The 12,030-nt window shown below is 64.2% G+C and carries 13 protein-coding genes; 6 read left to right on the top strand and 7 right to left on the bottom strand.

The window, feature by feature from the left end; genetic code table 11:
* Window positions 1–43 precede the first annotated feature (43 nt).
* From AC3RCP_RS07905 to AC3RCP_RS07890, 4 genes are all read right to left on the bottom strand, one after another.
* The gene (locus AC3RCP_RS07905; RefSeq protein WP_492569500.1) at window positions 44–1,219 is read right to left on the bottom strand and encodes a M20 aminoacylase family protein; all 1,176 of its coding nucleotides are present in this window, start codon (window positions 1,217–1,219) and stop codon (window positions 44–46) included.
* Window positions 1,220–1,431: 212 nt separating this feature from the next.
* Window positions 1,432–1,761 (bottom strand): amidase, encoded by a 330-nt coding sequence (locus AC3RCP_RS07900; RefSeq protein ID WP_101337050.1) that lies wholly within the window; start codon window positions 1,759–1,761, stop codon window positions 1,432–1,434.
* Window positions 1,758–2,855, bottom strand: a complete 1,098-nt coding sequence (locus AC3RCP_RS07895; protein WP_101337049.1) for a serine hydrolase domain-containing protein — start codon at window positions 2,853–2,855, stop codon at window positions 1,758–1,760. Before AC3RCP_RS07895 ends, AC3RCP_RS07900 begins: the two co-directional genes overlap by 4 nt.
* Before the next feature lie 89 nt (window positions 2,856–2,944).
* Complete coding sequence (locus AC3RCP_RS07890; protein WP_492569498.1) at window positions 2,945–3,820, bottom strand: acyl-CoA dehydrogenase family protein; 876 nt, start codon at window positions 3,818–3,820, stop codon at window positions 2,945–2,947.
* 140 nt (window positions 3,821–3,960) lie between these two features.
* Here AC3RCP_RS07890 and olsB point away from each other — a divergent pair, with 140 nt between their 5' ends.
* Both olsB and AC3RCP_RS07880 read left to right on the top strand, forming a co-directional pair.
* Window positions 3,961–4,716: an L-ornithine N(alpha)-acyltransferase gene (gene olsB, locus AC3RCP_RS07885; protein ID WP_007926556.1), complete on the top strand. Its 756-nt coding sequence runs from the start codon at window positions 3,961–3,963 to the stop codon at window positions 4,714–4,716.
* Window positions 4,716–5,510 (top strand): lysophospholipid acyltransferase family protein, encoded by a 795-nt coding sequence (locus tag AC3RCP_RS07880; protein ID WP_101337047.1) that lies wholly within the window; start codon window positions 4,716–4,718, stop codon window positions 5,508–5,510. The genes olsB and AC3RCP_RS07880 overlap by 1 nt, the downstream gene beginning before the upstream one ends.
* Before the next feature lie 27 nt (window positions 5,511–5,537).
* Here AC3RCP_RS07880 and AC3RCP_RS07875 read toward each other — a convergent pair whose 3' ends face one another.
* Window positions 5,538–6,119, bottom strand: coding sequence for an acyl carrier protein phosphodiesterase (locus tag AC3RCP_RS07875; protein ID WP_007926560.1), 582 nt, complete (start codon window positions 6,117–6,119; stop codon window positions 5,538–5,540).
* A 153-nt stretch (window positions 6,120–6,272) separates the two neighbouring features.
* Between AC3RCP_RS07875 and AC3RCP_RS07870 the strand changes: the two genes are divergently transcribed.
* The 3 genes from AC3RCP_RS07870 to AC3RCP_RS07860 are packed head-to-tail and all read left to right on the top strand — an operon-like array spanning window position 6,273 to window position 8,845.
* The gene (locus tag AC3RCP_RS07870) at window positions 6,273–6,587 is read left to right on the top strand and encodes an ArsR/SmtB family transcription factor (RefSeq protein ID WP_007926562.1); all 315 of its coding nucleotides are present in this window, start codon (window positions 6,273–6,275) and stop codon (window positions 6,585–6,587) included.
* 13 nt (window positions 6,588–6,600) lie between these two features.
* Complete coding sequence (locus tag AC3RCP_RS07865) at window positions 6,601–7,767, top strand: MFS transporter (protein ID WP_007926564.1); 1,167 nt, start codon at window positions 6,601–6,603, stop codon at window positions 7,765–7,767.
* 28 nt (window positions 7,768–7,795) lie between these two features.
* Entirely contained in the window at window positions 7,796–8,845 is a 1,050-nt protein-coding gene (locus AC3RCP_RS07860) for an alkene reductase (protein WP_492569495.1), read from the top strand.
* Window positions 8,846–8,922: 77 nt separating this feature from the next.
* Here the strand turns inward: AC3RCP_RS07860 and AC3RCP_RS07855 are convergent, their stop codons facing one another.
* Both AC3RCP_RS07855 and emhR read right to left on the bottom strand, forming a co-directional pair.
* The gene (locus tag AC3RCP_RS07855) at window positions 8,923–9,810 is read right to left on the bottom strand and encodes a DMT family transporter (RefSeq protein ID WP_101337046.1); all 888 of its coding nucleotides are present in this window, start codon (window positions 9,808–9,810) and stop codon (window positions 8,923–8,925) included.
* 162 nt (window positions 9,811–9,972) lie between these two features.
* On the bottom strand, window positions 9,973–10,605 hold the full coding sequence (emhR, locus tag AC3RCP_RS07850; RefSeq protein ID WP_101337045.1) for an efflux system transcriptional repressor EmhR: 633 nt from the start codon (window positions 10,603–10,605) through the stop codon (window positions 9,973–9,975).
* 264 nt (window positions 10,606–10,869) lie between these two features.
* On the opposite strand from emhR, the gene emhA reads away from it, so the two are divergent.
* The gene (gene emhA / locus AC3RCP_RS07845) at window positions 10,870–12,027 is read left to right on the top strand and encodes an efflux RND transporter periplasmic adaptor subunit EmhA (RefSeq protein ID WP_009047413.1); all 1,158 of its coding nucleotides are present in this window, start codon (window positions 10,870–10,872) and stop codon (window positions 12,025–12,027) included.
* The last annotated feature ends 3 nt before the right edge of the window (window positions 12,028–12,030 follow it).

Raw genomic sequence — 12,030 nt, 5'->3', positions numbered from 1 at the left:
GGGCGCCACGGCGCCCGATTCAGCGGCAGAAGAAAGGGAAAACTCAGGCCGGCTCGAGCCAGCTCTCGGCCAGCGCGGCCCAATAGGCGGCGCCGGTCAGCAGGATATCGTCGTTGAAGTCGTAGCCGGGGTTGTGGACCATCGGCCGGGACAGGCCGTTGCCGATGAACAGGTAGCTGCCGGGGCAGCGTTGCAGCATCCAGGCGAAGTCTTCACTGCCCATCAGCTTGCGCGTATTGCCGTCGACCGCCTGCTCGCCCAGCAGCGCCACCCCGACCTGGCGGGCGAATTCGGTCTGCTCCGGGCTGTTGACCAGCACCGGATAGGCCGGGCGGTGTTCGATGCTGGCCGAGCAGCCAAAGCTCTGGGCCTGGGTGTGGATGATCGCCTTGACCCGTTCGAGCATCTGCTCGCGCACCGGCGCGTTCAGCGCCCGCAGGCTCAGGCGCAGCAGCGCCTGTTGCGGGATGACGTTGGCCGCCTCGCCGGCCTGCAGCGCACCGACCGTCACCACCACCGCCTCCTGGGCATCGATGTTGCGCGCCACCACGGTTTGCAAGGCCATCACCACACTGGCCGCCGCCACCAGCGGGTCGACCGTCAGGTGCGGCATCGAGCCATGCCCGCCCACGCCTTCAAGGGTCACGGTGAGCAGGTCCTGGGAGGCCATCATCGGCCCTTCACGAAAGCCCAGGTGACCGGCCGGCAGCCCCGGCATGTTGTGCATGCCGAACAGCGCATCACAGGGGAAACGCTCCAGCAGGCCGTCGGCGAGCATCGCTTCGGCGCCGCCCTGGCCTTCTTCGGCCGGCTGGAAAATCAGGGTCAGGGTGCCGTCGAACTGGCGCGTGGCCGCCAGGTAACGCGCCGCGCCGAGGAGCATGGCGGTGTGGCCGTCGTGCCCGCAGGCATGCATGCAACCGCGGTGGCGGCTGCTGTAGGCCACGCCGCTGTTCTCGATGATCGGCAAGGCGTCCATGTCGGCGCGCAGGCCAAGCCTGCGCGGGCTATTGCCATTGCGCAGCACAGCGACCACGCCGGTCTTGCCGATACCGCTATGCACTTGGTAACCCCACTCCTCCAGGGAGCGGGCGACCAGCGCCGAGGTGCGGTTCTCCTCGAAACCGAGCTCGGGATGGGCGTGGATGTCCTGGCGCACGGCGCGCAGGTCGCTGGCGACGTCGTCGAGCCAGGCAAAGATATGCGGGAAACGGGTCATGACGTATCTCCTCGGGCCGGGTGTAATCCCGTTCTTTTTTCGGAGCGTCTCACGGTGCGGCAAGGCGTGATCGCGGCGTGCCCTCAGATAACCGCGAGCCGTCGCCCGCGACAATCAAATGTGGTTCCACAGGGTGGAACCTTGTGTGGGGAGCCAATAAGCATGGGGCTGGAAGCCCCGGGAAAGGATTACCGATCTTTACGCGGTGCCGTTCAGGGTTCCAGTCGACAGCCCTGGCGTTCGCCCAGCCAGACCGCGCTGTGGCTGCGTCCCAGGCCGCTGGCGCTGACCCGCTTGTGCTCGGCATCGTCCTGCAGGCTTTTCAGTGGCAGGTACTGCTGCACATAACCTTCGCAGTACTCGGCGGCGTTGTGCATCACGTACCGGCAGGAGCAGTACTCCTTGGCGCTGTAGGCGCTGAGGATGTCCGGGAAGGCCCGCAGGGCGACCCGCTCACTCCAGCCCCAGCCGAGCAAGACCAACAGCGCCAGCAACAGCAGGCCGGCAAAGGGATGGCGCAGGAGCCATGGATGCCGGCTCATGGCTGCACCTGCCGGGCGAAGGCCGCCTGGGCCAGCTTGAGCAATGTGTTGTGGCTATAGCTGCCGTCGCGGTCGTCGGCATAACGCACGATCACCAGCCCGGCGCTGGGGATCACGTACAACGCCTGCCCCCAATGCCCCAGTGCCGCGAAGGTATCGGCTGGCGCATCCGGCCAGGGCGGCGGAGCTCCGCCAACGGCGCGGTTGAGCCACCAATGGCCGCCAGGCACCAACTCGTCCTGATTGGCCTGATAACCGGCGAACGGCGTGCGATTGAACTCGACCCAGTCCCTGGGCAGCAACTGGCGCTCGCCCCAACGCCCGTCGCGCAGCATCAACAAACCGACCCGCGCCAGATCGCGGGCAGTGAGGTAGGCATAGGAGGAACCGACGAAGGTGCCGGTGGCGTCGCTTTCCCACACGGCGTGGGTAATGCCCAGGGGCTCGAACAGCGCCTGCCACGGGTAATCGGCATAACGCTGGGCGCCCAGCATGCCTTTCAGGGCCGCCGACAGCAGGTTGCTGTCGCCGCTGGAATAGCGAAACACCTGCCCCGGCGGGCTGAAGGCCGGGTGCTCGGCGGTAAAGCTCGCCATATCGCCGTGGCCGCGGGTGTAGAGCATGGCCACCACCGAGGACTTGAGGGGCGCGTACTCGTAATCCTCCTGCCAGTCCAGGCCCGAGGCCCAGTGCAGCAGGTCGGCCATGCGGATATCCGGGTGCTGGCGCAACGCCGGAAGAAAGCGGACGGCCTTGTCCTGCAACTGGAAACGCCCTTCGCCATAGGCCACGCCCAGCACCGCGGCCAACAGGCTCTTGCTGATGGACCAGGTCAGGTGCGGGGTGTCGGCGTTGGTCGGGCCGGCGTAACGCTCATAGATCAACTGGCCGTCGCGGATCACCAGCAAGGCGTCGCTGCGGATGCCCAGGCGGGTCGCGTCGTTGCGGGGGGCGAAGGCATAGGCCTCCAATGCCTCAAGGGCCGGGCCGCTGGCCGCGGGGCCCTTGCTCCATTGCGCGCCGGGCCAGTTCTCGGCCCAGGCGGGTGGGAGCATCAACAGCAACGCAAGCAGCAGGGTCGAGCCTTTGAGCATGGCGGGAACTCGGGCAAGGGAACCCGCTGAGGGTAGACCAGGGAGATGACAGTTTTTGTCCGGCCGGCGCTCCCGCGACTCCCTTCTATTTATAGAGCCAGCGCCTTGGCCAGGCGTTTGCTCCGCGCCCCCGCCGCCAGGTCCAGCACCGCCCGATCGCGCTTCCACAATTCTGCCCATTGCGGCGGGCCATCGGCAAAGGCCTGCTCAAGGGCCGGTTTGAGCCCGTCAAACTGGGCGAACAGGCCACCCAGCAACACATGCCCGCTGCCCAGCGAGGGGTTCTGCCGGCTGACTTCCGCGCAACCGGCGAGCAAGGCCAGCAATTGCAGGAGCAGGGTCTGCGGCCAGTCGTTGTCCTGGCCGACGCCATACAGCCAGGCGGTCATGGCGCTGAGTACATAGATGTCTTCCAGGGTGCGGAAGGGTTTGACGTAGGCATCCCAACCGTCGCCCGCCAACAGCTCGCACAGGGCGTTATCCAGTTGCAGGCGGCCGTGGCTGATGTCCGGCATCAGCGGGATCGCCGGCAGCTTGTCGACCTTGACCCCGGGCTCGCCAGCATGGACCACCGCCAGGCTCAGGCGCGGCGACTCGCCTGGCGCTTCGCAGCGGGCGGCGATCAGCAGCCAGTCGGCGGCATCGCCGGCGGTGACAAAATCCTTGCGCCCGTTCAGGTGCAGGTCCTGCAGGCGGGTCTGCATGTCGGCCGGGCGCAGGCTGCGCTGCTCGGTGGCGCACAGCGCACCCAGGCTCAGCGGCGCGCTGGGCCAGAGCATGCGCAAGGCCGCCTGGTAGCCCACCAGGAAGGCCAGACCCGGGGTGGCCATCAACCGTCCGCCGCGCACCGCCAGTTCGAAGGGCGTCACTGGCCCCAGCTCCTCCAACAACGCGGCATAACCTTCGGCCAGGTCCAGGTGGGCGGGCAGTCGGCGACGGCTGTGCAGCAGGGCTTGCCAGGGCATAAGCGGGTCCTCAGGGGCTGTCATATAAGCATCACCAAAGCTTCATGGCGATGACACCGGGGCTACATAGCCTGACTTTGCACAACAAAGTCGATCGGCTGCAACCCAAGGCGGGTCAGTGGCCCGCACGGAGATTCACAATGACTCAGATCGCCCGCATCAGCGACACCGGCAATGAACGCCGCCTGCAAGCCGAGCGCCTGGTGGGCGCCGCGGCCCTGCAAGAAGCCCAGGCCCTGCGCTTCAACGTCTTCAGCGGCGAGTTCAACGCCAAACTGAAAGGCGCGGAACTGGGTCTGGACATGGATGACTATGATGTCCACTGCAGCCACATCGGCGTGCGTGACTTGAACAGCGGCCGCCTGGTCGCCACCACCCGCCTGCTCGACCACCAGGCCGCCAGCAGCCTGGGGCGCTTCTACAGCGAAGAAGAATTCAGCCTGCACGGCCTGGTCCAGCTCAAGGGCCCGATCCTCGAGATCGGCCGGACCTGCGTCGACCCGGCCTACCGCAACGGCGGCACCATCGCCGTGCTCTGGGGCGAGCTGGCCGAAGTGCTCAACCAGGGCGGCTACAGCTACCTGATGGGCTGCGCCAGTATCCCGATGCAGGACGGCGGCGTGCAGGCCCACGCGATCATGCAGCGCCTGCGCGAACGCTACCTGTGCACCGAGCACCTGCGCGCCGAACCGAAGAACCCGCTGCCGAACCTCGATATCCCGTCCAACGTCATCGCCGAAATGCCGCCGCTGCTCAAGGCCTATATGCGCCTGGGCGCGAAGATCTGCGGCGAGCCGTGCTGGGACCAGGATTTCCAGGTGGCCGACGTGTTCATCCTGCTCAAGCGCGATGAGCTGTGCCCGCGCTACGCCCGTCACTTCAAGGCGGCCGTGTGATGCGCCGGCTACGGGTCTACGGGCGCATCGCCCGGGTGCTGCTGGTGGTGGCGCTGGGCCTGAGCATGGCCAGTGTGTTCGGCGTGTTCGAGCGCCTGGGCGTCGCCCATTCCATGGTCCGGCGCCAGCGCTGGTCGCGCTTTTTCATGGCGCGCCTGAGCAATGCCCTGCCCTTCGGCGTGACGGTGCACGGCGAGGTGCCGAAGCAGCCGATGCTGTGGGTCAGCAATCACGTGTCCTGGACCGATATCCCGTTGCTCGGCGCACTGACACCGCTGTCGTTCCTGTCCAAGGCCGAAGTGCGCACCTGGCCGGTCGCCGGCTGGCTGGCCGCCAAGGCGGGCAGCCTGTTTATCCGCCGCGGTTCGGGCGACAGCCAGTTGATCCGCAAGCAGATGACCCGCCATCTGCAGCAGACCCACCCGCTGCTGATGTTCCCAGAAGGCACCACCACCGACGGCCGCAGCTTGCGTACGTTCCACGGTCGCCTGCTGGCCAGCGCCATCGACGCCGATGTGGCGTTGCAGCCGGTGGCCATTCGTTACCTGCGCGATGGCGATATCGATCCGCTGGCGCCGTTCATCGGCGACGACGACTTGCTGTCGCACCTGATGCGCCTGTTCGCCAACGATCAGGGCCGGGTGGAAATCCATTTGCTGCAGCCGATTGCCTGTCAGGGCCAGGAGCGCGCCGCGCTGGCGTTCCAGGCGCAACAGGCGGTGCAGAAGGTTCTGTTTGGCGACATCGCCCAGCCAGCCGAACCACGGCGTGCCGGCGACCTGATCGCTGCCTGAGCCTGGAGGAGCCGGCCTTGCCGGCTCCTACCGCGGCTGCATATGTTGCGCGGCGAATGCCTGCAACTGCGGGTAGAACGCCCGGAAGTCTTCGCTCAACGGCTGATACAGCCGCTCCAGCTCGCCCATCGCCGCCGCCAGTTCTTCCGGGCGTGACAGGCGCCGGGCAATCCCCCGCAACACCTGCTCCAGCACCTCGAACTCGCGGTAGGAACCCAGCCAGTCATGGGCGGCCATATGCGGTGCGATCTGCGCCAGACGCCCAGGCAACCGGGGTTCGGCCGCCAGCACCCGGTACACATCCGAAGTGAACAACTCCAACGGCCGGTCGGCATAAAGCGCCCAGTCCCGGGCCAGGCAGTGGTCGAAAAACACGTCCAGCACGATGCCGGCATAACGCCGGCGGGTCAGGGAAAAACGCGACAGCGACTCGCCCACCAACGGATGGCGGTCGGTAAAGATATCGATGCTGCGATGCAGCTGGATCGCCGCCTCGATTTCCGGGTCGAACTGGCCCTGCAGGCGCCCTTTGACAAAGTCGCCATACAAACTGCCGAGTAATTGACCGGGGCGCTGGCCGCCGAGATGCAGATGTGCGAGATAATTCATTCGCGCAGCTTAGCACCGCGCCTAACATATCGTTATAACCCGATATACCGATTAACGCTGATCTCAGATCAAAATCATATTGGTATATCGCGAAATAGCGATTTAAAGTTCGCCTCATCGCGATATAACGTTTTACGGAAAACGAGCACCGCCATGTCCATCGACCTCGACGAAATAATAAAAGCCCTGGCGCACCCAGTACGACGAGACATCCTTATCTGGCTCAAGGACCCGAAGGTCCAGTTCCCCGATCAGACCCACAACCACGAGTACGGCATCTGCGCCGGACAGATCGACCAACGCTGCGGCCTGTCGCAGTCGACCGTCTCCGCGCACCTGGCGACCTTGCAGCGGGCCGGCCTGATCAGCAGCCAGAAAGCCGGCCAATGGCACTTTTTCAAACGCAACGAAGATGTGATCCAGGCCTTCCTCGAGAAGCTGACCGCAGAACTTCGCATCAAAGACTGACAAGGACCCGACAATGCCCCTCTCGCTTCTCATCCTGGCCTTGAGCGCCTTCGCCATCGGCACCACCGAGTTCGTCATCATGGGCCTGCTGCCCGATGTGGCGAACGACCTGGGTGTGTCGATCCCCGGCGCCGGCTGGCTGGTGACCGGCTACGCCCTGGGCGTGGCGATCGGCGCGCCGTTCATGGCCCTGGCCACCGCCAGGCTGCCGCGCAAGGCCGCCCTGGTGGCGTTGATGGGGATTTTCATCGTCGGCAACCTGCTGTGTGCGCTGGCCAGTGACTACGACGTGCTGATGTTCGCCCGTGTGGTCACCGCCCTGTGCCATGGCGCCTTCTTTGGTATCGGTTCGGTGGTCGCGGCAGGCCTGGTGCCCGCCAACAAGCGTGCCTCCGCCGTGGCCCTGATGTTCACCGGCTTGACCCTGGCCAACGTGCTCGGCGTACCGCTGGGCACCGCCCTGGGCCAGCAGGCCGGCTGGCGCTCGACCTTCTGGGCGGTGACCGTGATCGGCGTGATTGCCCTGATCGGCCTGATCCGCTTCCTGCCCGCCAAGCGCGACGAAGAGAAGCTCGACATGCGTTCGGAACTGATCGCCCTCAAGGGCGCCGGGATCTGGCTGTCGCTGAGCATGACCGCGCTGTTCTCCGCCTCGGTGTTCACCCTGTTCACCTATGTCGCCCCGCTGCTGGGCGAGGTGACCGGCGTCTCGCCCCAGGGCGTGACCTGGACCCTGGTGCTGATCGGCCTGGGCCTGACCCTGGGCAACATCATCGGCGGCAAGATGGCCGACAAGAGCCTGTCGGGAACCCTGGTCGGCGTGCTGATCGCCATGGCCGTGACCAGCTCCGTGCTGACCTGGACCAGCGTCGCGCTGATCCCCACCGAAGTCACCCTGTTCCTCTGGGCCACCGCCTGCTTCGCCGCGGTGCCCGCCCTGCAGGTCAACGTGGTGACCTTCGGCAAGGCCGCGCCGAACCTGGTGTCCACGCTGAACATCGGCGCCTTCAACATCGGCAACGCCCTGGGCGCCTGGGTCGGCGGCAGCGTCATCGCCCACGGCTACGGCCTGGTCAACGTGCCGTTGGCGGCCGCCGCGCTGGCGGTCCTGGCCCTGCTGGTGACGCTGATTACCTTTCGCCAGGGCGGCAATGCCGAACTGGCTCCTGCCACCAACTGATACGTTCATCTATAGAAGGGTGTATTCCATGACGACTATTTTCGATCCGATCAAACTCGGCGACCTCGAGCTGGCCAACCGCATCATCATGGCGCCGCTGACCCGCTGCCGCGCCGACGAAGGCCGCGTGCCGAACGCGCTGATGGCCGAGTACTACGTACAACGCGCCTCCGCCGGCCTGATCCTCAGCGAGGCCACCTCGGTGACCCCAATAGGCGTGGGTTACCCGGACACCCCGGGCATCTGGTCCAACGACCAGGTGCGCGGCTGGAGCAACGTGACCAAGGCCGTTCATGGCGCGCGCGGCAAGATCTTCCTGCAACTGTGGCATGTGGGCCGGATCTCCCATCCGAGCTATCTGAACGGCGAAGCGCCAGTCGCGCCCAGCGCCATCCAGCCCAAGGGCCATGTCAGCCTGGTGCGTCCGCTGGCCGACTTCCCGACCCCGCGTGCCCTGGAAACCGCTGAAATCGCCGACATCGTCGACGCCTACCGCGTCGGTGCCGAGAACGCCAAGGCCGCCGGCTTCGACGGCGTGGAAATCCACGGCGCCAACGGCTACCTGCTCGACCAGTTCCTGCAAAGCTCCACCAACCAGCGCACCGACCAGTACGGCGGCTCCCTGGAAAACCGTGCGCGGCTGATGCTGGAAGTGACTGACGCGGCGATTGAAGTCTGGGGCGCCGGCCGTGTGGGCGTGCACTTGTCGCCCCGTGCCGACTTGCACGACATGGGCGATGAGAACCTCTCGGAAACCTTCACCTACCTCGCCCGCGAGCTGGGCAAACGCGGTATCGCCTTTATCTGCTCGCGCGAAAAAGAAGGCGCCGACAGCCTCGGCCCACAACTGAAAGAAGCCTTCGGCGGCCCCTACATCGCCAACGAACGCTTCACCAAGGACAGCGCCAACGCCTGGCTGGCCAGCGGCAAGGCCGATGCCGTGGCCTTCGGTGTGCCCTTCATCGCCAACCCGGACCTGCCGGCCCGCCTGAAGGCCGATGCGCCGCTGAACGACGCGCGTCCCGAGCTGTTCTACGCCAAGGGCCCGGTCGGCTATATCGACTACCCGACGCTGTAACAGGCCTCAATAAAAAAGCCCCGGATTCGCAAGAGCCGGGGCTTTTTCATGCACGTTCACCTGAAGGTGGGGCGCGATCAGCCGCGTTTGCGCTGGCCCCAGGCCACGGCCAGGCCGCTGAGGCAGATCACCGCGATCCCGACTATGGCGAAGCTGTCCGGGGTGTGATCGAAAATCAGGTAGCCGTACATGCCGGCGAACAGGATCTGCCCGTAGCTGAATGGCGCCAGCATCGCCGGCGCTGCATGGCGGAAAGCCTGGGTCAGCAACAGGTGGCCGAGCATGCCGCAGGTCCCTAGGCCGATCATGAACAGGGCATGCCCCAGGGTCGGCGTGCTCCAGAAGAACGGCAGCGCCGCGCTCATGATCAGGCTGTTGAGAATCCCGGTGAGGAAGTTGCTGGTGGTGGGGCTGTCGACACCGCTGAGCTTGCGGGTGAGTAACTGATAGAAGCCGAAACACAAGGCCGAGCACAGCGGCAGCAGGATCGCCGGGGTGAACAAGGCGCCGCCCGGACGAATCACGATCAATACCCCGACGAAACCGGCCAGCACCGCCAGCCACTGGCTGCGGGTCACCCGCTCGCCCAGCAGCGGCACGGACAAGGCGGTAACCAGCAAAGGCGCGAGGAAGTTGACCGCGGTGGCCTCGGCCAGGGGGATATAACGCAGGCCGGTGGTGAAAAACAGGCTGGTGCCGATCAGGCACAAGGCGCGCAACAGTTGCAGGCCCGGACGCTTGGTACGCACCACGGCGGAGAAACCGCTGCGCGGCACGAACACCACCAGCATCAACAGCGTGTGCACCACATACCGGGCCCAGACCACCATGACGATGGGATAGAACCCGGACAGGTATTTGGACAGGGTGTCATGACTGGCGAACAGCAAAACCGCCAGGCAAATCAGTGCTATACCTTTGACCGGTTGCTCGGTGCCCTTGTAAGCCGCGGTACTCACACTCATTCACATACTCGCAACAATTTCCCTACAAAATACGTAGCTCGCTATCTATCAAGATAAGGTCGGCACGTATATAAAGGCATCCCGGTGAGCCGTGACGAATGAAACATCGCGTTTTATAACGCGCAAACGTTGACATCTGCCGACGTAATTCCGCATTTTGTCTCAATTACGCAGGCTGGGACTCAGGCGCAGCATGTCCAATCCGGTATCGATCCAGCGCTCCGCTTCCTTATGGAGTTCGAAACTGTCCGGCGCCAACAGCCACTGATAAAGAATGCCATCAATATAGGCGTGGATGCTGATGGCCGCCCGGGCAGTATCGAGGTTCTCGGGCAGTTGTCCCCGCTTCACGGCATTGCGCAACCCCAGCTCGATATGCACGTTGCAATCCAGGCTGGCCGCGCGACGCTGGCGCCGCATGTCGCACATTTCATCGGTGATTTCGCACTTGTGAAACAAAATCTCATTAATGCGTCGGGTTTTCGGGTCCAGGGCAATTTGATGAAACAAATGAATCAGCAGCTTGCGCATGCACCCCAGCGGATCGACTTCTTCTTCGTCTTCACTGGCCCTGGCCATTTCATTCAGCGGCTCGCGCAAGGTATCGAGCATGGCCTGTACCAGATCCGCCTTGTTGCTGAAATGCCAGTAAATAGCTCCACGCGTGACACCGGCCAAAGTCGCGATATCGGCCAGGGTGGTACGCGCCACACCGCGCTCATAGAAGGCTTTTTCGGCCGCCTCGAGTATCTGTTTGCGGGTTTCTTGAGCTTCCTCTTTGGTACGACGGACCATGGCAGTAAACCTCGATCAGGATGTTTCAGCGATGCATGAAGCTCATCTGAATAAATATGGAACGGCATCTCGGGTGCCGTTTGCCCAGCCTACAATTCAACGTTTGCAACGGCTTTTGTAACCGAATGGGTACGCCGCCAAGGTATTTACAAACAACCATGAACGTAAGTATATTCCTTAGCAAGCTACTTATCCACTCAGCACCCGTTTTTTACCCTTCCACTTTTCGAGTGCGCATTTTGCGCGCCTGACCCGAGGATCTTCATGCAACTCAAGCCAGCTGTTACCGCTCTGGTCACTGCCGTCGCCCTGGCATCGCTGCTCAGCGGATGTAAAAAGGAAGAGGCGGCTCCCGCCCCACAAGCCCCTCAGGTCGGCGTAGTCACCCTGCAACCTCAAGCCTTTACCCTGACGTCCGAGCTTCCAGGGCGCACCACTGCGTTCCGGATCGCCGAAGTCCGTCCTCAGGTCAACGGCATCATTCTCAAGCGTCTGTTCAAGGAAGGCGGCGACGTCAAGGAAGGTCAGCAGCTCTATCAGATCGATCCGTCGGTCTATGAGTCGACCCTCAAGAGCGCCCAGGCCAACCTGCAATCGACCAAGTCGATCTCCGATCGCTACAAGCAGCTGGTCGACGAGCAAGCCGTAAGCCGCCAGGAATACGACACCGCCGTCGCCAACCGCCTGCAATCGGAAGCCGCGCTGCAGAGCGCCCAGATCGACCTGCGCTACACCAAGGTGCTGTCGCCGATCTCCGGGCGTATCGGCCGTTCTTCGGTCACTGAAGGCGCATTGGTCAGCAACGGTCAATCCGCCGCCATGGCAACCATCCAGCAGCTCGACCCGATCTACGTCGACGTCACCCAGTCGTCGGTGGAACTGCTCGAACTGCGCCGCGAGCTGGAAAGTGGTCGCCTGCAGAAGGCCGGCGACAACGCCGCCAAGGTCAAGCTGACCCTGGAAGACGGCAGCCAGTACAAGCTCGACGGCAAGCTGGAGTTCTCCGAAGTGTCGGTCGACGAAACCACCGGTTCCGTGACCCTGCGCGCGGTGTTCCCGAACCCGGAACACACCCTGCTGCCCGGCATGTTCGTGCATGCGCAACTGCAGGCCGGCGTGAATGCCGCGGCGATCCTCGCCCCGCAACAAGGCGTGACCCGCGACCTCAAGGGCACACCGACCGCCCTGGTGGTTGGTCCGGACAACAAGGTTGAACTGCGTCAGCTCAAGGCCAGCCGCACCGTCGGCAACCAGTGGCTGATCGAGGACGGCCTGAAGGCCGGTGATCGCCTGATCACCGAAGGGCTGCAATTCGTCCGACCTGGCGTCGAAGTCAAAGCCAGCGAAGCGACCAACGTTCCAGCCAAAAACCCGGCCACTGCACAGGCAACTGACAAAGCTGCAGGCGGCAAAGGGGAGTAAACC

This window comes from Pseudomonas sp. GW822-FHT05A08 (genome assembly GCF_058800485.1).
This window is presented reverse-complemented; position numbering and strand designations above follow the sequence as displayed.